This window comes from Arthrobacter sp. P4_F10, assembly GCF_056401435.1.
Window position 1 is genome coordinate 168,289 of record NZ_JBFUJJ010000007.1, and the last position, 20,616, is coordinate 188,904.

Below are 20,616 nucleotides of genomic sequence, written 5' to 3' on the forward strand. Positions count from 1 at the left end.
GCCGGCGCCGCACCCGGAGCCGGGGCGGCAGGGCAACGGCGGAATCGAACACATTGTGATCATCGTCCAGGAAAACAAGGCGGCCTCGCAGATCATGGGAGCCAGCGAGGCAGGCTACTTCAACAAGCTGGCGGCGGAATTCTCCACGGCCGCCAACTATCGGGCCATTACGCATCCGAGCCTGCCCAACTACCTCGCCCTGACGAGCGGGACCAACGCGGGGATCACCAGCGACTGCAAACCGAAGTCCTGCACCGCCGATGTGCGCTCCATCGCCGATGAGATCACCCAATCCGGACGGACGTGGAAAATGTACGCCGAGGGCATGCCCGCGCCCTGCGTTGCGCACGACTCCCGGCGGTATGCGGTGAAGCACAATCCGTTCATGTACTACCCCGCCGTGACGGACGATTTGGCCTCGTGCTCGGACCATGTTGTGCCGTATGGCCGGCTGGAACAGGACCTGCAGTCGGCGTCGGCCCTGCCGGACTACTCCTTCATCAGCCCAGACATGTGCAACGACACCCACGACTGTCCCATCAGTACCGGAGACGACTGGCTCTCCCGCGAGGTGCCGCGGATTCTTGGGTCACCGGCCTTCACGACGCAGAACTCCCTGCTGGTGCTTACGTGGGACGAGGGCAGCAAAGACGACAACCGGGTGGCCACGGTATTTGCCGGCCCGGCGGCGCGGAAGGGCTTCACCTCCCATGCCGCCTACTCGCACTATTCGTTGCTGCACACCATCGAGGACGTGTGGGGGCTGACGCCCCTGACCGACAACGTCCGCAATGCGCCCCTCATGAGCGAATTTCTCAACCCCTAGCGGCGGGCGGCCTTTCCCGACCAATACACAGGAATCACTGCCCATAATGGTCCCGAAGCTCCGGTCAACCGCTATTTGACCGGAGCTTCGCCACGTGCCCCTGGCAGGCGCAGCCGCGGTGCCGGGTTCCCCTGAAAGAGGGCTTAGGGCACGGGCGGGCGGGCATGCCGGTTCCTAGAATGGAGTATGGCCGGTTCCGAAGTCATTGAGGTGGAACACAAGTACAGCCCTTCGGAATCCGACGCCCTCCCGCAACTGGGAGCAATCCAAGGGGTGGCTCGCGTCGGGCAACCCGTTACAGAGCAGCTGGACGCCGTCTACTTTGATACTGAGGCACTGGCGCTGGCCGCACGGCGGATCACCCTGCGCCGCCGGTCCGGCGGTCCGGATGCCGGCTGGCACCTCAAACTCCCAGTCACCGCGGGGGAGCGGCGGGAGATAGGGGAGCCGCTTGGAGGCGACCAGGATGCCGTGCCGGAGCTTTTGCGCCAGTTAGTGCTTGTTCACACCCGCAGCCAGATGCTGGTGCCCGTGGCACGCGTCAAGACGAACCGGAGTTCGACCCCCTTGTACGCCGCCGACGGCGCCGTCCTGGCCCAGTTCAGCGACGACCACGTCGAGGCGCAATCCCTGTTAGCCCCGGCAGCACCGTCTCGGTGGCGGGAGTGGGAGATTGAACTCGCCGACGGTCCCCGGCAGCTGCTCCAGGACGCCGACGCACTGCTCGCAGCTGAGGGAGTCCCCGTCTCCTCCCTGCCGTCCAAGCTGGCCAGGGCTCTCGGATCCACCTATCCGGGGGATCCCGAAGCCGCCCCAAAGCCGAGCCGGCACGGGCCGGCCTCGGACGTCGCGCTGTCCTACATGTTCCAACAGGCAGGCGCCCTGAAGTTCCATGACCCGGGAGTCAGAGTCGATGCGCCCGATGCCGTGCATCAACTTCGGGTGTCCGCGCGCCGGTTACGGTCAGCATTGGCGACCTTCCGGAAGCTCACAGATGGGACGACCGCCAAGTTCCTGCGGGCCGAACTCCAGTGGCTCGCCGGCACCGTGGGCCAGGCCCGGGACACCGAGGTCATCCGCGCCAGGCTGAAGGACATGCTCGACGCCGAACCACGGGAGCTGTTGATCGGTCCGGTTGCGCAGCAAGTCGAAGAGCACCTCGGCACCATCCAGCAGCAGGGCCGTGCCGCAGGCTTGGCGGCGCTGGACAGCGACCGCTACTTCCGTCTCCTCGATTCCCTCGATGCCTTCCTTGCAGCACCTCCACTCAGCGCCTCAGCAGAAAACGAAGCGCTGCGGACGGTTGGACGGCTCGTCTCAGGGGAACGAAAGCGCCTGAACGCAGCGGTCCGCGCCGTAGACAGCGCCACCGGACGGGGGCCGCAGGATGTTGCACTGCACGAAGTTCGAAAGAGCGCCAAGCGGCTCCGCTATGCCGCTGAAGCCGCCTCCCCGATTTTCGGCAAACAAGCAACTGCCCTTGCCCGGGCCGCGGAGGGCATCCAGGAAATACTCGGAGACTTCCAGGACAGCGTGGTCACCCGACAAACCCTGCTCACACTCGCGGCAGAGTCCGCGGCCAACGGAGGCAACGGATTCAGCTACGGGCGCTTACATGCCTTGGAACAGCTACGCGGGGATCAGGCCCGCGCACGGTTTTACGATATGTGGCAACAGTCCAGACCGAAACCCTTGAACTGGAAGTAGCCGCGATAAATTCAGCGCTGCGAAAGAGAGAGCCCGATGACCGAACCCCACACCGGTATTGCGGCCATATGGTCGGACGGACTCGGCCGGGCCAGCATCCGATCCGTCCAGGCCCTCACGGTGGCCGCCCTCGCATGGGCGATCATCTGGACCGCGACCCGTGTTCCACTCGTCATCATCCCGGTCCTGATTGCCGTCATCCTGGCCGCCGCCATCTCGCCGCTGGTCCGCTGGCTCACGGAGCGCTCCTGGCCGCGGGCCCTCGCCGTCGTAGCCTCATTCGTGGCCATCCTCGCTGTCGTCGGCGGCATCATCACCGGCATCGTGATCCTGGTCTCCCGCCAGTGGGCAGAGCTCTCAGCCCACGCCGCCGCCGGGGTTGCCCAACTGCACTCCTTCCTCACCACCGGACCTGTCCCAATCAGCGACATACAGATCACCGCCGCCATCGACTCGGTGCGGGAGTTCTTCACCTCCAGCACCTTCGGTGCAGAAGCCCTCATCGGGGCACGCACCGTGGGGGAAATCTTCGCCGGCGCCATCTTGATGGTCGTGACGCTGTTCTTCTTCCTCRAGGACGGGCCTGAGATCCGGACCTTTCTCATCGGCTTCCTTCCCGCTGACCACCGCGCCAAGGCACGCCTGGCCGCAGACCGCAGCACCGTCGTCCTGGGCGGTTACGTCCGCGGCACCGCAATCGTCGCCGCAATCGACGGTCTTGTCGTCGGGATCACCCTCGTCATCCTGGGAGTTCCCCTGGCCCTTCCGCTGGGCGTATTCATCTTCATGGGCGGATTCATCCCGATCATCGGGGCCACCGTTGCAGGTACCCTCGCCATCGCCGTCGCCCTGATCTCCAAAGGCCCCGTTCAGGCGCTCATCGTCCTCGCCGTCGTCATCGGCGTGAACCAGCTTGAACACCACTTCCTGCAGCCGGTCCTGATGGGCAAAGTGCTCAGAATCCACGGGCTGGCCATTCTGCTCGCCCTGGCTGCCGGCACCCTGCTCGCAGGCATCGTTGGAGCGCTGCTGGCCGTGCCGATCACCGCCGTGGCCTGGACCGTCCTCAAGACGTGGTCCGGCCGCGATCCGCTGCCCGAGCCTGAGCAGCCGGGTGAGGCAGAGCCGCAATAACAAAGCAGACACAAAAAAACACCCTGGAATCCTTGGATTCCAGGGTGTTTCCTGTTGTGCGCGGAGGGGGACTTGAACCCCCACCCCCTTTCGAGGACTAGCACCTCAAGCTAGCGCGTCTGCCATTCCGCCACCCGCGCAGGTGGTAATTCCGGGAACGTTTTCGCCTTTCAGCGTTTTGCTTTTCTCGGAAGCAGCGAGAAAGACTCTAGCACGACTTTTCCGGAAACAAATAATCGGGGCTTTGCGGGGGCGTGTGGGTAGGCTGAAGCCAGCAATTGAGCCACCCGCCACGAGGAGCCGCAATGACTGACAACCGGACCGAACCCAGGCCCGAGGACGAGGTCGTCAGGATCTGCCAAGAGCTGATCCGCATCGACACATCCAACTACGGTGACGGCTCCGGCCCCGGTGAACGCGCGGCCGCCGAATACACCGCCGGGCTCATGGCGGAAGTCGGGCTGGAGGCCGAAATTTTCGAGGCCGCCCCCGGCCGCGCCAGCGTGGTGACCCGGCTGGCAGGGGAGGACTCCTCGGCCAGCGCCCTGGTGGTCCACGGCCACTTGGACGTCGTCCCGGCCCTCCGCGAGCAGTGGTCCGTTGACCCCTTCGGCGCCGAACTGAAAGACGGCCTGATCTGGGGGCGCGGCGCCGTGGACATGAAGGACATGGACGCCATGATCCTGTCTGTGCTGCGCAACTTCGCCCGCACGGGCCGCAAACCCAAGCGGGACCTCATCTTCGCGTTCTTCGCCGACGAGGAAGCCGGCGGCACCTACGGCGCCCGCTACGCCGTCGACAAGCGGCCCGAACTCTTTGAGGGCGCCACGGAAGCGATCTCCGAGGTCGGCGGCTTTTCCGCCACCATCGGCGGGCAGCGCACCTATCTGCTCCAGACGGCGGAAAAGGGCCTCTCCTGGCTGCGCCTTGTTGCCCATGGCCGCGCAGGCCACGGCTCGCAGATCAACACCGACAACGCCGTGACCCGGCTTGCCGGTGCGGTCTCCCGGATTGGTGCGTACAACTGGCCGATCGAGCTCACACCGACCACCCGGCAGTTCCTCGACGGAGTCACCGAACTCACCGGCGTCGAATTCGATCCGGACGATCCGGACAAGATCCTCAAGGAACTCGGCACGGTGGCCCGCTTTGTCGGCGCCACACTGCAGAACACCACCAATCCCACCCTGCTCAAGGGCGGCTACAAGCACAACGTCATTCCGGAGTCGGCCGAGGCCCTCATCGACTGCCGGACCCTGCCCGGGCAGGAGCAGCAGGTCCTGGAGATCGTGCGGGAGCTTGCCGGCACCGGCGTGGACATCAGCTACGTGCACAACGACGTCTCGCTGGAGGTGCCGTTCGCCGGCAACCTCGTCGATTCGATGATCGATGCCCTGCATTCCGAGGATCCGGGCGCCAAGGTGTTGCCGTACACGCTGTCCGGCGGGACCGACAACAAGTCCCTGAGCCGGCTGGGCATCACCGGCTATGGCTTCGCCCCGTTGATGCTCCCGGACGAACTCGACTTCACTGGCATGTTCCACGGCGTCGACGAACGCGTCCCGGCGGATTCCTTGAAATTTGGGGCGCGGGTGCTCGACACCCTGCTCACCAACTACTGAGCGGACACCCGGCCATGACGCCCGAGGACATCCTTAGCGGGCCGCTGCTGGAACGGATCCGGGGACGCGCCGCCGGCTACGACCGCGACAACGCCTTCTTCCACGAGGACCTTGCCGAGCTGAAGGCGGCCGGCTACCTGAAGATTTTTGTCCCCGCGGCCGACGGCGGCCTCGGACTCAGGCTGGCGGAAGCGGCGCAGCTGCAGCGGCTTCTGGCGACGGCGGCGCCGGCCACCGCACTTGCCGTCAACATGCACCTGGTGTGGACCGGCGTCGCCCAGGTGCTGGCCGCCCGGGGTGACCCCTCGCTGGATTTCATCCTGCAGGAGGCTGCGCAGGGGGAGGTCTTTGCCTTCGGCAATTCGGAGGCCGGTAACGACTCCGTGCTGTTCGATTCCCGCACCGAGGCCGTCCCCCTGCCCGACGGCGGCTACAGCTTCACCGGCCGCAAGATCTTCACGAGCCTGTCACCGGCGTGGACCCGGCTGGGGATTTTCGGGAAGGACTCCTCCGCCCAGGACGGCGCCGGGGAACTGGTCCACGGATTCATGACCCGGGAAACGCCCGGCTACGAGATTCTGCCGGACTGGGACACGCTCGGCATGCGGGCCAGCCAGTCCAACACGACCCTCCTGGACGGCGCCGTCGTGCCGGCGGAAAGGATCTTCCGGAAACTGCCGGTGGGCCCGAACGCCGACCCCCTGATCTTCGCGATCTTTGCCTGCTTCGAAACCCTGCTCGCCGCGGTCTATACGGGAATCGGCGAACGGGCCCTCACGCTCGGGGTTGAAGCGGTCAAGCGCCGGACGTCATTCAAGAACGGCGGCCGCAGCTACGCCCAGGACCCGGACATCCGCTGGAAGGTGGCAGAGGCGGCGATGGCCATGGATGCGCTCTACCCGCAGCTGTCCCGCGTGGCGGCCGACGTCGACGGACTCGTAGACCACGGCGGCCAGTGGTTCCCCCGGCTCGTGGGCCTCAAGGTCAGGGCCACGGAAACGGCGCGCGCCGTGGTGGATCTCGCCATCCGGGTATCCGGAGGGTCCAGCTACTTCCGCGGCTCCGAGCTGGAGCGGTTGTACCGGGATGTGCTGGCCGGCATGTTCCACCCGTCAGACGACGAGTCGGCGCACAACACTGTGGCGAACGCCTGGCTGGGCCCGCTGGACCCACCCTAAGGCGGCCCCGGGGTCCGCGGCGTTGGTCGCCCCGCTCCCGGCGATGCCCGTGGTTTCAGCGCCGGGGGAGTCCTAGACGGTGCGCTGGACCTGGATGACTTTCCGGCGCAACCAGAAACGCCGCCCGCCGCCCACGTAGAGGCGGCTGCGTTCCAGTTCCCATTTGCCGTACTCGGAATGCTCCACGAGCCGCCGGCGTGCCTCAGGCAGGGAATCCTCAGGACCGACCGTCAGGACGAGGTACTCGTACTGCTTCACATAGTCCCGTTCCCGCCGGACCGAGCTGCTCAGAAAATGTTCTTTCATTGCTCTCCATTTTCGTCTTTTTCCGACTAACGTGAAGTCATGAGCATCGATCCGCGTGTCGCGCTTCAGTCACTGACCTCTGCATTGGAAGAACACCTGGCGGCGGCTTCCGCCCGCAGAAGTGATGGGGATCCCGCGGTCGAGGCGGCGTTCTTCGCCGTTGCTGACGCCTTTGAAGTCTACGACGACGCCCTGTATGAGGCGTATGGGGAAGTGACGCCCCTGGAAGTGATCGACGGCGACGAAGACGACGATGACGAAGACGACATCGACGACGAAGAGGACCTCGAGATCCTGCAGAACTCAGAGAACTGACAGGCTCAGGGAACGGACAAACCCAGAGAATCAGGTCCTGCGGAACCCCCGGACCGGCCTCAGGCCGGGTCGGACACATCCTCGAGGGCCTGGGCGATCTCCGGCGGAAGCGGCGCGAGGGCCGAATCCAGGATCTCCTTGAGCTGAACCTGCGTCCGGGGGCCGACCACCGCGGTGGCCACCCCTTGCTGGGACAGGAGCCAGCTCAGCGACACATCCAGGGGCGTCCGGCCGAGCCCCTTCGCCGCCATGGCGACGGCTTCCACCACGCTTGACGCCGGCGCCTCGAGATAAGGCTCCACGTACGTGGCGAGCCGCTGGTTGGCGGCACGGGAATCCCCGGGAATGTGCCCGCGGTATTTACCGCTCAGGACGCCGCGTCCGATCGGACCCCAGGCCATCAGGCCGAGCCCGGCGTCCTCGATGGCCGGAATCAGTTCAATCTCCGCGCTGCGCTGCAGGAGCGAGTATTCGGACTGGTTGGCCACGAGGGGAAAGCCCGCAATGGCGGCGGCCTTGGCTGTCTGCCAGCCGTTGAAATTGGAGACGCCGGCGTAACGTGCCCGGCCGGACCGCACGGCGTGGTCCAGCGCGGACAGGGTCTCCTCCAGCGGCACATTTGAATCCCAGGCGTGCGCGAACCAGAGATCCACATAGTCGGTGCCCAGCCGGGCAAGGCTCGCGTCAAGCCCGGAGAGCATGCCGTTGCGGGACGTGTCGACGCTGCGGCGCCCGTCCGCCGTCGTCAGTCCGGCCTTCGTGGAGATCACCACTTCGGAACGGGCGACGACGTCGCCCAGCATTCCGCCGAGCATCGCCTCGGCCTGCCCGTCGGCGTAGGATGCCGCGGTGTCGATCAGGGTTCCGCCGGCATCGACGAAGGACCGCACCAGGGCGGCCGCATCCTGTTCCTCGGTTTCCCGGGCCCAGGACATGGTGCCAAGGGATAGGGCGGACACGCGCAACCCACTGTTGCCGACATAACGCTGCTGCATGCCAGCAAGCTTACGGGGATTCGCCCTGCTTCATAACGTAGGGTCTATAAACGTGAACTGGATACAAGCGGCTCTGCTGGGCCTGGTACAGGGGCTGACCGAGTTCCTCCCGATTTCCTCGAGCGCCCATCTGCGGATTGTCGGCGCCTTCCTGCCGGAGGCGTCAGACCCCGGCGCGGCCTTTACGGCCATCACCCAGCTGGGCACCGAGACGGCTGTAATTGTCTATTTCTGGCGCGACATCCTGCGGATCATCCGCGCGTGGTCCGCTTCGCTGACCGGCAAAGCGTCCCGGCATGACCCGGATGCGCGCATGGGCTGGCTGGTGATCCTGGGCAGCGTCCCGATCATCGTCCTCGGCCTGTTGTTCCAGGACCAGATCGAGTCGGTGCTCCGCAGCCTATGGGGCGTCGCGACCATGCTGATTGTGTTCGGCATGGTCCTCGCGGTGGCCGACACCATCGGCCGGCAGAACCGCGAACTGACGCAGCTGACCTACAAACATGGCCTATATTACGGACTCGCGCAGGCCCTGGCCCTGTTCCCTGGCGTGTCCCGCTCCGGCGGCACCATCAGCGCCGGGCTCCTGATGGGCTACACCCGTGAGGCGGCGGCCCGGTATTCGTTCCTGCTGGCCATCCCCGCCGTGTTCGGCAGCGGCCTGTACCAGCTGTACAAGGTGGTTTCCAAGGAAGGCATCACCGGCCCGTACGGGCTCGCGGAAACGGCCCTGGCCACCGTGATCGCCTTCATTGTGGGCTACGTCATCATTGGCTGGTTCCTGAAGTACGTCTCCACCCGCGGCTACCGGCTCTTTGTCTGGTACCGGATCCTCCTGGGTATGTCCCTGTTCCTGCTGCTCGGTTTCAATGTCATCAGCGCCTAGCACTAGGCTTGGGCTGTGAAATCCTGGATCTCCCGCCCTGTTGCCCAGCTCCCCGGCAGCATGCCCGCCGTGCGCCTCTTCGACACCGCCAAGGGCGGAATCGTCACCCTGGAGGCCACCGGTGAGCAGTCCATGTATGTCTGCGGCATCACCCCCTATGACGCCACGCACATGGGCCACGCGGCCAGCTATGTCGCCTTCGACCTCCTGAACCGCGCGTGGCGGGACGGCCGCCAGCACGTCGCCTACGTCCAGAACGTGACCGACGTCGACGATCCCCTCCTGGAGCGCGCGACGGCCACCGGCGTCGACTGGCGCGAACTCGCCGCGAGCCAGATCGAGCTTTTCCAGACCGACATGGAGGCCCTGAACGTCCTCGCCCCGGATCACTACATCGGTGCCGTCGAGGCCGTTCCCCTGATCGTTCCCGCCATCGAGCGCCTCCTGCACAGCGGGCTCGCGTACCGCGTCCCCGGCACCGGCGGCGAGCCCGACGGCGACGTGTACTACGACGTCGAAGCCGCCGGGAAACACTCGGCCGACGCCGTCGACGCCTGGACCCTGGGATCGATTTCCGGCCTCTCCGACGCCGAAATGCTGGAACTCTTCGCCGAACGCGGCGGAGACCCGGGCCGGGCCGGGAAGCGCCAGGCGCTGGACCCGCTGCTTTGGCGGGTTGCCCGCGAGGGCGAGCCCCGCTGGCCCGGCGGCGAGCTGGGGGAGGGCCGGCCCGGCTGGCACGTCGAATGCACCGTAATCGCCCAGGAGTACCTACCCAAGCCGTTTACCGTCCAAGGCGGCGGCTCGGACCTCGTCTTCCCGCACCACGAAATGGGTGCCGGCCACGCGTACTCGCTGGCCGGCGTGCCGCTGGCCCGCCACTTCGCGCACGCAGGCATGGTGGGCCTCGACGGGGAAAAGATGAGCAAGTCCAAGGGCAACCTGGTCCTGGTCTCCAGGCTCCGCGCCGACGGGGAAGAGCCGGCCGCAATCCGCCTGGCGATCCTGGCCCACCACTACCGCACGGACTGGTCCTGGACCGTCGACGGGTTCGCCGAAGCCAAAGACCGGCTCCGCACCTGGCGCGAGGCCCTCGCCGTGGCTCCCCACGGCTCCGCCGCGGCCCTGATCGGCCGGATGCGGACCGAACTCGCCAACGACCTCAACGCGCCCGGCGCCCTCGCCGCCGTCGACGTCTGGGCCAAGTCCGCCCTGGAATCCCCGGGGACCGCCGCGGCCACGGACGCCGCGCTGGTGAACGACGCCGTCAACGCCCTGCTCGGCGTCGAGCTCTAACCCGCCGCCTCGGCCGATCAGGACGAAGCGGCGTCGATGATCTTCTGGTCACCCTCGTTGATGGCCTTGACCACGGCGTCGTAGTCACCACTTTCGACAGCCTTGCTGACCCTCTTGGTGGCCTTGTCGATCGCCTTGTCGACTCGGTCGAGGTAGAGGTCGTCGACGAGGGCCACGATCGCCGAGGAGCCCGGCGGCAGCCACTCGTCCGCGTTGACGCCGATGGCCTTCTCCTCGTGCCGCTTCCTGATGGCGCCAACACCTGCGCCGATTCCGGCACCGATCACGCCGGACAGCAGGAGCGGCGGAGCGAACAGACCGACCACCAGCCCGCCGATGGCGCCGGCCGTAGTGCCGCCGGCGACCAGTCCGCCCCCGTGCTCCTTGACCTCGGTCTTGCCCGAAGCGTCACGCGACAGGACCACCGCAGCAGCCACGGCCGCGTCGTCCATGCTTTTGATCGCCTTGAAATCCTCTGCCGCCGAGTCCTCGTCGGCGTACGAGGACACGAACAAGGTGTAGTTGTGCTCTGACATGGTGTGACCTCCACTGGGTTCTGGCCGGCGTAACGGCCACTCCGCTTCTTCCTCGACGCTGCCGGTCCCGAGGGTGTCGGACAGAACCGAATCCCGAGCGGGGGGGAGGCCTGCCCGGCCCAGGCCGGGACGGTACCCCAACCGGTAGCGCAGGTCCCACTCTTGCCCCGACAGGCGCCCACCGGCAGGGTCATAAGACTCTGGCCCGGGGAAGAACCCTTGGAAGGGTCCGTGGATTCCGCAGATAAGAAGGCAGGTACGGCCTAGGGCTTGTCCTTGCCCCGGCGCTTAAGGTAGCGCTCGAACTCGCGGGCGATCGATTCGCCGCTGGCCTCCGGGAGGTCGGCGGTGTCCTTGGCCTCCTCCAGCTGGCGGACATACGCCGCAATTTCGGGATCCTCGGTGGCGAGTTCGTCCACGCCGCGCTCCCACGCGTCGGCCTCCTCCACCAGTTCCGTGGTGTCCAGGGGGACCTGGACCAGCTCCTCGATCCGGTGCAGCAGGGCCAGCTGAGCTTTCGGTGACGGCGCCTGGGCCACATAATGCGGCACGGCCGCCCAGAGCGAGACCGTCGGGAGCCCGGCCAGCAACGCCACCTCGCCGAGCACGCCGACAATCCCCACCGGCCCCTCGTACTGCGAGGCCTCCAAGTCCATCCGCTCACGCAGTGCGGCGTCGTCCGTCGAAGTGCTGACCGGAATCGGGCGGCTGTGCGGCACGTCAGCCAGCAGCGCACCGACCAGGATGACGTAGTCCACATGCAGGGCCTCGGCATGCACCAGCAGCTCCGCCGTGTAGGCACGCCACTTGTAGGAGGGCTCGGTGCCCTGGACGAAGATGACGTCCACGTTCGAGTCGGGGACGCTGGCCTTGAAGATGCGAGTGGAGGGCCACTTGATCTTCCGCTCACCGGCCGCCGTCCGGCGGATCGTGGGCCGGGTGAACTGGAAGTCGTAGTACTCGTCCGCGTCGATCGCAGCGACCTTCTTGCCGCCCCAGAGCTTGTTCAGATAGCGCAGGGCATCGCTGGCGGCTTCCCCGGCGTCGTTCCAGCCTTCAAAGGCCGCCAGCATGACGGTGATCCGCCGGCCCTCGGGGACGGGCTGCAGCAGCCGCTCCGGCTCGGAGACGGCGCCTGGTTCGGTGGGGTCTGCCTCGAAGCTGTTCATGCCATCACCCTACGTCCAAGACCCCGCCCCGCGCAGGCAATACGGCACTGAGCGTGCCCCATTTCCGCCCAATTTCCGCCCGGAATCCCGCGGCCGGGAAGTCGGAATTCGCCGTAGGCGTAGCGCGGGCACCCGGCCGCGGGCTTCCCCGTAGACTGGAAGGCATGCAATCCTCAGCGTCCCGGCCCCTCCTTAAAGCAGCGCTCTGGGACATGGATGGCACCATTGTCGACACCGAGCCCTACTGGATCGAAGCCGAACGCGCGCTCGTTGAAGCCCACGGCGGACAATGGTCCCAGGACCAGGCCATGCAGCTCGTGGGACAGTCCCTGACGTTTTCCGCGGGCATCCTGCAGGAAGCCGGCGTGGCGATGGAACGGCGCGACATCATCGACACCCTCACCGGCCATGTGGTCAGCCAGGTCCGGAACTGCGTTCCTTGGCGCCCCGGCGCCCGCGAACTGCTCGACGAACTGTACAACGCCGGCGTCCGCTGCGCCCTCGTCACCATGTCCGAAGCCCCGCTGGCCCGGGAGATCGTTGCGAGCCTGCCGGAGCCCTACTTCGAGTTCCTCGTCACGGGGGACACGGTCACGCAGGGGAAGCCGCACCCGGAAGCGTACCTGACGGCCGTTGAGCTCCTGCAGCAGCAGGACCCCGAGCTCGGCCTGCACCACTGCGTGGCCCTGGAAGATTCCGTGCCGGGTGTCGCCGCCGCCGTGGCCTCCGGGGTCGTCACGGTCGCCATCCCGCACATCCTGCCCCTCCCGGACGATCCCCGCCGCGCCACCTGGGACACCCTTGAAGGCCGCACGGTTGCGGACCTGGAAGAGCTCGTGGCCCTGCGGCACGAATTCCCGGACGCCACCTTCGGGGGCGCGGCGGACTCAGCCGCTCTCTCGCCGCCCCACTCGACCGCCGCCCTGGCCGGCACCCCGACCGGGAGCCGTCCCCGTGGCTGACACCGGCGGCCACGGACAGCCCGGCAAGAACCCGGCAAGCCGCCGTGAGGGGATCCCGCTGGGCCGCATCGCCGGCATTCCGGTTTTTCTGGCGTATTCCTGGTTCATCATCGCGGCCTTCACGGTGATCGCGTACGGGCCGGTCCTGCAGAGCAACAATCCGCGCCTCGGCGTCACCGCCTTCTTCGTCGCCTTCGCCTACGCGCTGCTGCTCCTGATCTCCGTGCTGGCCCACGAACTCGCGCACGCGCTGACCGCCAAGATTTTCCACTGGCCCACGGAGAAAATTGTCCTCAACCTCTGGGGCGGCCACACCCAGTTCCAGAGCTTCACTGCCTCACCCGGCCGCTCCGTCCTGGTGGCGATGGCAGGCCCGGCGGCGAACTTCGCCCTTGCCGGCGCCGGCTGGCTCCCGCTCGCGTACGGGAACCTGAGCGGCGTGGCCGACATCCTGGCCAACATCTTCGTCTGGGCCAACCTGCTGATCGGCATCTTCAACGTGCTTCCCGGCCTTCCGCTGGACGGGGGCCGGCTGGTCGAATCCGCCGTCTGGAAAGCCACCGGCAGCCAGGAAAAGGGCACCATTGCCGCCGGTTGGGCCGGCCGGATCATCGTGATCGGCCTGGCCCTGTGGTTCATTGTCCTGCCCCTGCTCAGCGGCGCACGGCCGGATATTTCCTTCACCCTCATCACCGCCCTGGTGGGCAGCTTCCTGTGGATGGGGGCGTCGGCGTCGATCCAGCAGGCCCGCCTGCGGAGCCGGCTGTACCTTGTCGATGCCGCGGCCCTCGCCGAACCCGCCGTCGGCCTCCCTGAAACCGCCACGGTCGCAGACCTCCAGGACCGGGCGCCGGCAGGAAAGCCCGCCGTGGTGCTGTGCGACCGGGACGGCCGCCCCGTGGGCATCGTGGACGCCGCAGCGGCCGCCACCGTGCCTGCCGACCTGGCCGCAGCGACCGCCCTGACCGCGGTCTCCTACCCCCTTGGCGCCGGCGCCTATGTCCCCGAATGGTCCAAAGGCCAGGAACTGGTCCAGTACCTGGCCCAGATCGAAGGCCAGGACTACGCGGTGGTGGACCGAGAGGGCGCCGTCACCGGGCTGCTGCGCCAGTCCGCCGTCCTGCGTGCCATCACAGGCAAGTACCGGAACGAACGCCAGAACCAGGGACAGAACCGGTAGAGTTACTGGGCGGTCGTGATTTTCCGGCCCCCACGCGCAAGGACCGGTGGCCGCCGGCATGTCCGCGGCCACACAGCTTTACAGGAGCGAGGAACATCTTCATGAGCAGCGACACTGCCGCCAACGCCGCCGCCGGCATCAACACTGCCGCAGGCACTAAGACCGCCGCAGGTGAAACCACCGCCGCCACCACCGCGAACGGTGCGACCGGCGCGGCGCGCCGCCGCGGACCGTTCCGCGAAGGCGAGCGGGTCCAGCTCACGGACGAACGCGGCCGCATGAACACGATCACGCTCGAGGTCGGCGGGGCATTCCACACCCACCGGGGATTCCTGAACCATGATGAGATCATCGGCAAGCCTGACGGCTCGGTGGTCGTCAACAACGTCGGACAGCAGTACCAGACCCTGCGCCCGCTGCTCTCGGACTTCGTGCTCTCGATGCCGCGCGGCGCAGCCGTGGTCTACCCCAAGGACGCCGGCCAGATCGTGACCATGGCGGACATCTTCCCCGGCGCGCGCGTTGTTGAAGCCGGCGTCGGCTCGGGCGCCCTGTCCATCTCCTTGCTGCGCGCGGTGGGGGACAACGGCTACCTGCATTCCTTTGAACGCCGCCAGGAGTTCGCGGACATCGCCCGCGGCAACGTCGAGACCATCTTCGGCGGCCCGCACCCGGCCTGGAAGATCTCACTCGGCGACTTCCAGGAGGAAGTGGTGCGCACCGAGGAACCCGGCTCCGTGGACCGCGTGGTCCTGGACATGCTCGCCCCGTGGGAATGCCTCGACGCCGTCGCCACGGTCCTGGCACCCGGGGGAGTGTGGATCAATTATGTCGCGACTGTGACGCAGCTTTCGCGGACAGCCGAAGCCATCCGCGCGGACGGAAGGTTCACCGAACCCGACGCGTGGGAATCCATGGTCCGCGGCTGGCATCTCGAGGGCCTGGCCGTGCGCCCGGACCACCGCATGGTCGCCCACACGGGCTTCCTGCTGGTAACCCGCCGCCTCGCCGACGGTGTCACGGGAATTTCGGTGAAACGCCGCCCCTCCAAGACCGACTTTAACGAAGAAGACGTCAACGCCTGGACCCCGGGCGCCGTCGGCGAGCGGGCGGTCTCGGACAAGAAGCTGCGCCGCGCCGCCCGTGACGCAATCGCCGGAACAAATGTCGTCGACGCCCCGGAGATAACGAACTAGGCAGCATATTTCGGATGTCTCCAGCGGCACCCGCCTTCTTAGGGCTATGGTCTTAACAGAAGAGCAGGAAGGGGCTGATGCACGATGGAGACTCCGAATACTGACCCGGGCCGCACACCGGCCGAGGGCGCAGCGGATGCTGCCGCACGCACGGACGCGGCCCGGCCCGCAGCCGGCGAGGGTGAACGGTACGCCGCCAGTGAACTGTCAGTCGCAGAGCGGCAGGTCAACATCCTCCGGGACAAGCTCCGCCACATTGACCGTCAGCTTGCTGCCGCCACGCAGAACAACTCCAAGCTGGTCAGCATGCTGGAAACGGCCAAGGCCGAGATCCTGCGGCTGAAGAACGCCCTCGACCAGGAGGGACAGCCGCCGTACAGCTTCGGCACAATCCTCCAACTCAACCCGAAGCGACAGCCGACGGCCGGGAACAGCGGCCAGGCGGCCACGGAAGAATCCGTGGATATCTTCAACGCCGGCCGCAAGATGCGGGTGGGGATCAGCCCGCTGGTCAACATCAGCCAACTGGCCGTCGGGCAGGAAGTCCTGCTTAACGAAGCCCTCATGGTGGTCGCCGGGCTAGGCTACGAACGGGCCGGTGACCTTGTCACGCTGAAGGAAATGCTGGGGCCGGACCGCGCCCTGGTAGTGGGCCGCGCCGACGAGGAGCGGGTCATCCGGCTCTCCGGTGCCCTGCTCGCCCAGCGGCTCCGGGTCGGCGACGCACTGTCTATCGATTCACGCACCGGTTACGCGCTGGAAAAAATCCCGCGCTCTGAGGTGGAGAACCTCGTGCTCGAGGAAGTCCCGGACATCACCTACCAGGACATCGGCGGCCTCGGTCCGCAGATCGAACAGATCCGCGACGCCGTCGAACTGCCGTTCCTGCATCCGGACCTGTACCGGGAGCACGGGCTGAAGGCGCCCAAAGGCATCCTGCTGTACGGCCCGCCCGGCTGCGGCAAGACCCTGATCGCCAAAGCCGTGGCCAACTCGTTGGCCGCGCGCGCCGCCGAGCGCGCCGGCAAGACGGACATGAAGAGCTATTTCCTGAACATCAAGGGACCCGAGCTGCTCGACAAGTACGTCGGCGAGACCGAACGGCACATCCGCCTGATCTTCGCGCGCGCCCGGGAGAAGGCCTCCGAAGGCAGCCCGGTGGTGGTGTTCTTCGACGAAATGGATTCCCTGTTCCGCACCCGCGGCACGGGCATTTCCTCCGACGTCGAAACAACCATCGTCCCGCAGCTCCTCAGCGAGATCGACGGCGTCGAACGGCTGGACAACGTGATCGTGATCGGCGCCTCCAACCGGGAAGACATGATCGATCCGGCGATCCTGCGCCCGGGCCGCCTGGACGTCAAGGTCAAGATCCAGCGACCCGACGCCGAGGCCGCGGCCGACATCTTCAACAAGTACATCACCACGGACCTGCCTTTCCACGAGACCGACCTCGCCGAGCACAACGGCGACGTGCAGGCGACAGTGGACGCCATGGTGCAGCGGACCGTCGAGGCGATGTACTCCACCGAGAAGTCCAACGAATATCTCGAGGTCACGTACGCCAATGGCGACACCGAAATGCTCTACTTCAAGGACTTCAATTCCGGCGCCGTGGTGCAGAACGTCGTGGACCGGGCCAAGAAGTACGCCATCAAGGACCTGTTGACCATCGGGCAGAAGGGCCTGCGGATCGACCACCTGCTCCGGGCGGTCGTGGACGAGTTCCGTGAACACGAGGACATGCCCAACACCACCAACCCGGACGACTGGGCACGGATCTCCGGCAAGAAGGGCGAGCGCATCACGTATATCCGCACCATCGTCCAGGGCAAGGCCGGCCAAGAGCCCGGGAAGTCCATCGAGACGATGCCCAGCACAGGGCAGTACCTGTGACGGCTGTTGTCCCCGGCAGGCCTGCCGACACTGCGGGCGGGCTGCCGGTCGGCGGGGCGATGAGGGTGATGGGCTCGGAGACCGAATACGGCATCCACGCGCCCTCGGCCCCCGGAGCCAACGCCACGATGATGTCAGCCCGGGTCATCCAGGCATACGCCCAGGTATCGCGGCAGCGCGCCGCCGGCGGCGCCGAAACGCGGTGGGACTACACCGATGAGGAGCCGCTGCACGACGCCCGCGGCTGGACCCTCGAGCGCGGCAGCGCGGATCCGGAACAGCTGACCGACCAGCCTCCTGTCCTCGACGCCGAGGCGATCGCTCTCGCATACGGCCGGCAGGAACTCGAGGCAGACGGCGAGGACGAGTCCGGCACGCTGCTCATGAACATGGTCCTGGGCAACGGCGCACGGCTGTACGTGGACCACGCCCATCCGGAGTATTCCAGCCCCGAGGTGACCAACCCCCGCGCCGCCGTGACGTGGGACGCCGCCGGCGACCTCGTGGCGTTGGCCGCCGTCCGGCGCCTCGCCGCCGATCCCGACCTGCCGCCGGTCAATCTGTACAAGAACAACACAGACAACAAGTCCGTCTCCTACGGCTCGCACGAGAACTACCTGATGCCCCGCTCGGTGCCGTTCGGCGAGATCGTGCGCGGCCTCACGCCGTTTTTCGTCACCCGGCAGATCATTTGCGGTGCCGGACGGGTGGGCCTCGGGCAGGACAGCGCCCGGTCCGGCTACCAGATCAGCCAGCGCGCTGACTTCTTCGAAACCGAAGTGGGCCTGGAAACCACCATCCGCCGCCCCATCATCAACACTCGGGACGAGCCCCACGCCACGGCGGACAAATACCGCAGGCTGCATGTCATCATTGGCGACGCCAACCTCAGCCAGGCGTCCAACTTCCTCAAGTTCGGCACCACCGCCATGGTCCTGAGCCTGATCGAAGCCGGGCTGGCGCCGCGGATTGAAATCCACGAGCCCGTCGCCGCGCTGCAGGCCGTCAGCCACGACACCTCGCTCACCGCGCTGCTGCGCCTGGGCGACGGCCGACGGATCACCGCCCTGGACCTGCAGTGGATCTACTTGGAGGCCGCTTCGAAGCATGCGCAGGACACCGGCGTCGCGGACGCGGTGGACGGTGACGGCCACACCCACGAGGTCCTGGAACGGTGGTCCGCCACGTTGAGCGAACTCGGCGGCGACCGGGCGGCGGCCGCGTCCTCGGTGGAGTGGCTCGCCAAGCTGTCCCTGCTGGAGGGCTACCGGCAGCGGGACGGCCTGGGCTGGGACAGCGCGCGGCTGGGCCTCGTGGACCTGCAGTGGGCCGACATCCGCCCCGAAAAAGGGCTGTACTACCGGCTCCTGGCCCGCGACCGGATGCAGCGGATCGTGGACGACGCCGCGATCGCCCGCGCGGTAACCGAACCGCCGTCGGACACGCGGGCGTACTTCCGCGGACGCTGCGTCAGCCGGTTCGGCGCAGACCTCGCGGGGGCCAGCTGGGACTCGGTGATCTTCGATGTCCCCGGCCGCGGCAGGCTCCAGCGGGTCCCTACCCGCGAGCCGCTGCGCGGAACCGAAGCTCTCACAGGCGGCCTGTTTGCCCGGCACCGGGAGGCCGCAACGTTCCTGGCGGAACTGCTGGGACTCAGCCCCGGTTCCTAGGAACAAAGCCCCCCGCGGGCGCCCCGGGCGTGGCACTATTGCTACAGGATGTCCCTTAGGAGAAAAGGGACGGACATGAAGGAGAGAACAATGGCAGGCCAGGAGCAGCAGCAGCCGCAGTCGCGGGACACCGAGGTTGACGAGGACGTCCCCGCCGCGCCGCCGGCCCCAGGGGACGCCCAGGCGTCGGCAGCCACCCAGGGCGTCGACGATCTCCTCGACGAGATCGACGGCGTGCTGGAGTCCAACGCCGAGGAATTCGTCCGCGCCTTCGTCCAAAAGGGCGGCCAGTAGGAGCGCCGCCGGCCGCCGGATGAGGGCGGCGGGAGGGGCTAAGGGCCGGAAGAGTCGTTGATCCACCACGTTGAGGGAGAGCGTTAGTGCAGGAAACAACAGCCAACCGAGTAGCAGCCAACGCGACGTCCTCATTCACCGAGCATCTGCAGCGCGAACGGCCCGACTTAATGCCCTTCGGCCAAGTGCCTTTCAACCAGCTGCCCGCGGCCCATTCGGCGGCACCGCTGCAGGCCCCGCACGGGACCACGATCGTGGCGATGACCTACGCCGGGGGAGTGTTGATGGCCGGGGACCGCCGCGCCACCATGGGCAACGTGATCGCGAGCCGGCACATTGAGAAGGTCTTCCCCGCCGACCAGTACTCCGTGCTGGGCATCGCCGGAACCGCCGGAATCGCATTGGACATCACCCGGCTGTTCCAGGTTGAACTCGAACACTACGAGAAAATCGAGGGCACGCTCCTCAGCCTGGACGGCAAGGCGAACCGGCTCGGCGCCATGGTGCGCGGCAACCTGCCCATGGCCATGCAGGGCCTCGCCGTCGTTCCCTTGTTCGCGGGATTCGACCGGCCCGCAGGCTTCGGCCGGCTCYTCTCCTACGACGTCACGGGCGGCCGCTATGAGGAGCAGGAACACCATGCGGTGGGATCCGGTTCGATGTTCGCCCGCGGCGCGCTGAAAAAACTGTGGCGGCCCGGCCTCTCGGAGCAGGATGCTGTGGCGGTCGCCGTCGAGGCTCTGTACGACGCCGCCGACGACGACTCCGCCACGGGCGGCCCGGACCCGGTCCGGCAATTGTGGCCAGTGGTGTACATCGTGAACCGAACCGGCGCCGTCCGGGTCCCGGACCGCGATCTCGCCGCCGTGGCGGTTCGCGTCATCGAGTCCCGGACCGTCGCCCAGCGGGAGGCCTGAGATGACCCAGCAGTTCTACGTATCCCCCGAACAGCTCATGAAGGACCGTGCGGATTTCGCACGGAAGGGCATCGCCCGCGGACGCTCGGTGGTTGTCATCAGTTGCCAGGACGGGATTGCCCTCGTGGCGGAGAACCCGTCCCCGTCACTGCACAAGATCGGCGAGATCTACGACAAAATCGCGTTTGCGGCGGTCGGGAAGTACAACGAATTCGAGAGCCTGCGCCAAGCCGGGGTGCGGTACGCGGATGTCCGCGGCTACTCCTACGACCGCGAGGACGTCACGGCCCGCGGCCTCGCGAGCGTGTACGCGCAGAGCCTCGGCGCGGTGTTTACGGCAGAACAGAAACCTTTCGAGGTGGAACTGGCCGTGGCCGAAGTCGCTCAAACCCAGGAGGCGGACCATCTGTACCGTCTGACCTTTGACGCGTCCATTGCCGATGAGCACGGCTTCATCGTGAAGGGCGGGCAGGCGGACAAGGTTTCCGAAGCTGTCGCGGCGGGCTGGCAGGGCGCTCTCTCTACTACACA

20 protein-coding genes and 1 tRNA gene are annotated in these 20,616 nt (G+C 67.0%); 16 read left to right on the forward strand and 5 right to left on the reverse strand.

What is annotated here, in order from left to right; all coding sequences use genetic code 11:
* Nucleotides 1-55 precede the first annotated feature (55 nt).
* The 3 genes from AC1DR1_RS10670 to AC1DR1_RS10680 all read left to right on the forward strand — a co-directional run bounded on the left by AC1DR1_RS10670 (nt 56) and on the right by AC1DR1_RS10680 (nt 3,667).
* A complete protein-coding gene (locus AC1DR1_RS10670) occupies nt 56-826 on the forward strand; it encodes an alkaline phosphatase family protein (RefSeq protein WP_476966747.1) in 771 nt (256 codons plus the stop codon).
* Nucleotides 827-1,012: 186 nt separating this feature from the next.
* Nucleotides 1,013-2,533, forward strand: a complete 1,521-nt coding sequence (locus tag AC1DR1_RS10675) for a CYTH and CHAD domain-containing protein (RefSeq protein ID WP_476966748.1) — start codon at nt 1,013-1,015, stop codon at nt 2,531-2,533.
* A gap of 36 nt (nt 2,534-2,569) precedes the next feature.
* Entirely contained in the window at nt 2,570-3,667 is a 1,098-nt protein-coding gene (locus AC1DR1_RS10680) for an AI-2E family transporter (RefSeq protein WP_476992558.1), read from the forward strand.
* Between the two features lie 57 nt (nt 3,668-3,724).
* Here AC1DR1_RS10680 and AC1DR1_RS10685 read toward each other — a convergent pair.
* Nucleotides 3,725-3,807: transfer RNA gene (locus tag AC1DR1_RS10685), tRNA-Leu, on the reverse strand.
* Nucleotides 3,808-3,972: 165 nt separating this feature from the next.
* Here AC1DR1_RS10685 and AC1DR1_RS10690 point away from each other — a divergent pair.
* Nucleotides 3,973-5,289, forward strand: coding sequence for a M20/M25/M40 family metallo-hydrolase (locus AC1DR1_RS10690; protein ID WP_229994988.1), 1,317 nt, complete (start codon nt 3,973-3,975; stop codon nt 5,287-5,289).
* 14 nt (nt 5,290-5,303) lie between these two features.
* Nucleotides 5,304-6,467, forward strand: coding sequence for an acyl-CoA dehydrogenase family protein (locus tag AC1DR1_RS10695; RefSeq protein ID WP_229994987.1), 1,164 nt, complete (start codon nt 5,304-5,306; stop codon nt 6,465-6,467).
* Nucleotides 6,468-6,539: 72 nt separating this feature from the next.
* Here the strand turns inward: AC1DR1_RS10695 and AC1DR1_RS10700 are convergent, their stop codons facing one another.
* Nucleotides 6,540-6,773, reverse strand: coding sequence for a DUF5703 family protein (locus AC1DR1_RS10700; RefSeq protein ID WP_018772920.1), 234 nt, complete (start codon nt 6,771-6,773; stop codon nt 6,540-6,542).
* A 39-nt stretch (nt 6,774-6,812) separates the two neighbouring features.
* On the opposite strand from AC1DR1_RS10700, the gene AC1DR1_RS10705 reads away from it, so the two are divergent.
* Nucleotides 6,813-7,088, forward strand: a complete 276-nt coding sequence (locus tag AC1DR1_RS10705) for a hypothetical protein (protein WP_229994986.1) — start codon at nt 6,813-6,815, stop codon at nt 7,086-7,088.
* 59 nt (nt 7,089-7,147) lie between these two features.
* On the opposite strand, the gene AC1DR1_RS10710 is transcribed toward AC1DR1_RS10705, so the two are convergent.
* Complete coding sequence (locus AC1DR1_RS10710; RefSeq protein WP_229994985.1) at nt 7,148-8,083, reverse strand: aldo/keto reductase; 936 nt, start codon at nt 8,081-8,083, stop codon at nt 7,148-7,150.
* 52 nt (nt 8,084-8,135) lie between these two features.
* On the opposite strand from AC1DR1_RS10710, the gene AC1DR1_RS10715 reads away from it, so the two are divergent.
* A complete protein-coding gene (locus AC1DR1_RS10715) occupies nt 8,136-8,969 on the forward strand; it encodes an undecaprenyl-diphosphate phosphatase (protein ID WP_229994984.1) in 834 nt (277 codons plus the stop codon).
* A 15-nt stretch (nt 8,970-8,984) separates the two neighbouring features.
* Nucleotides 8,985-10,265, forward strand: a complete 1,281-nt coding sequence (gene mshC, locus AC1DR1_RS10720) for a cysteine--1-D-myo-inosityl 2-amino-2-deoxy-alpha-D-glucopyranoside ligase (RefSeq protein WP_229994983.1) — start codon at nt 8,985-8,987, stop codon at nt 10,263-10,265.
* A gap of 17 nt (nt 10,266-10,282) precedes the next feature.
* Here mshC and AC1DR1_RS10725 read toward each other — a convergent pair whose 3' ends face one another.
* The gene (locus tag AC1DR1_RS10725; RefSeq protein WP_229994982.1) at nt 10,283-10,801 is read right to left on the reverse strand and encodes a DUF1269 domain-containing protein; all 519 of its coding nucleotides are present in this window, start codon (nt 10,799-10,801) and stop codon (nt 10,283-10,285) included.
* 263 nt (nt 10,802-11,064) lie between these two features.
* Nucleotides 11,065-11,970: a PAC2 family protein gene (locus AC1DR1_RS10730; RefSeq protein ID WP_229994981.1), complete on the reverse strand. Its 906-nt coding sequence runs from the start codon at nt 11,968-11,970 to the stop codon at nt 11,065-11,067.
* Between the two features lie 164 nt (nt 11,971-12,134).
* On the opposite strand from AC1DR1_RS10730, the gene AC1DR1_RS10735 reads away from it, so the two are divergent.
* The 8 genes from AC1DR1_RS10735 to prcA form a co-directional block, all read left to right on the forward strand.
* Nucleotides 12,135-12,932 carry an HAD family hydrolase gene (locus AC1DR1_RS10735; RefSeq protein WP_476992559.1) on the forward strand — a complete coding sequence of 266 codons (798 nt, stop codon included), beginning with the start codon at nt 12,135-12,137 and terminating at the stop codon, nt 12,930-12,932.
* Nucleotides 12,925-14,112, forward strand: coding sequence for a site-2 protease family protein (locus AC1DR1_RS10740; protein WP_229994979.1), 1,188 nt, complete (start codon nt 12,925-12,927; stop codon nt 14,110-14,112). Before AC1DR1_RS10735 ends, AC1DR1_RS10740 begins: the two co-directional genes overlap by 8 nt.
* 101 nt (nt 14,113-14,213) lie before the next feature.
* Nucleotides 14,214-15,308, forward strand: a complete 1,095-nt coding sequence (locus tag AC1DR1_RS10745; protein ID WP_229994978.1) for a tRNA (adenine-N1)-methyltransferase — start codon at nt 14,214-14,216, stop codon at nt 15,306-15,308.
* A gap of 84 nt (nt 15,309-15,392) precedes the next feature.
* Complete coding sequence (gene arc / locus AC1DR1_RS10750) at nt 15,393-17,204, forward strand: proteasome ATPase (protein ID WP_229994977.1); 1,812 nt, start codon at nt 15,393-15,395, stop codon at nt 17,202-17,204.
* Entirely contained in the window at nt 17,201-18,874 is a 1,674-nt protein-coding gene (dop, locus tag AC1DR1_RS10755; RefSeq protein ID WP_476992560.1) for a depupylase/deamidase Dop, read from the forward strand. Before arc ends, dop begins: the two co-directional genes overlap by 4 nt.
* Nucleotides 18,875-18,964: 90 nt before the next feature.
* Nucleotides 18,965-19,168, forward strand: coding sequence for a ubiquitin-like protein Pup (locus tag AC1DR1_RS10760; RefSeq protein WP_090581157.1), 204 nt, complete (start codon nt 18,965-18,967; stop codon nt 19,166-19,168).
* Between the two features lie 86 nt (nt 19,169-19,254).
* Nucleotides 19,255-20,085, forward strand: coding sequence for a proteasome subunit beta (gene prcB / locus AC1DR1_RS10765; RefSeq protein ID WP_476992561.1), 831 nt, complete (start codon nt 19,255-19,257; stop codon nt 20,083-20,085).
* A 1-nt stretch (nt 20,086) separates the two neighbouring features.
* Nucleotides 20,087-20,616, forward strand: a 530-nt coding sequence (prcA, locus tag AC1DR1_RS10770; RefSeq protein WP_476992562.1) for a proteasome subunit alpha, incomplete at its 3' end; no start/stop codon positions are given.

Excerpts from the sequence above, each read along its gene's own strand:
- AC1DR1_RS10675 (WP_476966748.1), top strand. The coding sequence starts at position 1,013 with ATGGCCGGTTCCGAAGTCATTGAGGTGGAACACAAGTACAGCCCTTCG.
- AC1DR1_RS10690 (WP_229994988.1), top strand. The coding sequence starts at position 3,973 with ATGACTGACAACCGGACCGAACCCAGGCCCGAGGACGAGGTCGTCAGG.
- AC1DR1_RS10695 (WP_229994987.1), top strand. The coding sequence starts at position 5,304 with ATGACGCCCGAGGACATCCTTAGCGGGCCGCTGCTGGAACGGATCCGG.
- AC1DR1_RS10700 (WP_018772920.1), bottom strand. The coding sequence starts at position 6,773 with ATGAAAGAACATTTTCTGAGCAGCTCGGTCCGGCGGGAACGGGACTAT.
- AC1DR1_RS10705 (WP_229994986.1), top strand. The coding sequence starts at position 6,813 with ATGAGCATCGATCCGCGTGTCGCGCTTCAGTCACTGACCTCTGCATTG.
- AC1DR1_RS10710 (WP_229994985.1), bottom strand. The coding sequence starts at position 8,083 with ATGCAGCAGCGTTATGTCGGCAACAGTGGGTTGCGCGTGTCCGCCCTA.
- AC1DR1_RS10725 (WP_229994982.1), bottom strand. The coding sequence starts at position 10,801 with ATGTCAGAGCACAACTACACCTTGTTCGTGTCCTCGTACGCCGACGAG.
- AC1DR1_RS10730 (WP_229994981.1), bottom strand. The coding sequence starts at position 11,970 with ATGAACAGCTTCGAGGCAGACCCCACCGAACCAGGCGCCGTCTCCGAG.
- AC1DR1_RS10735 (WP_476992559.1), top strand. The coding sequence starts at position 12,135 with ATGCAATCCTCAGCGTCCCGGCCCCTCCTTAAAGCAGCGCTCTGGGAC.
- AC1DR1_RS10745 (WP_229994978.1), top strand. The coding sequence starts at position 14,214 with ATGAGCAGCGACACTGCCGCCAACGCCGCCGCCGGCATCAACACTGCC.
- arc (WP_229994977.1), top strand. The coding sequence starts at position 15,393 with ATGGAGACTCCGAATACTGACCCGGGCCGCACACCGGCCGAGGGCGCA.
- AC1DR1_RS10760 (WP_090581157.1), top strand. The coding sequence starts at position 18,965 with ATGGCAGGCCAGGAGCAGCAGCAGCCGCAGTCGCGGGACACCGAGGTT.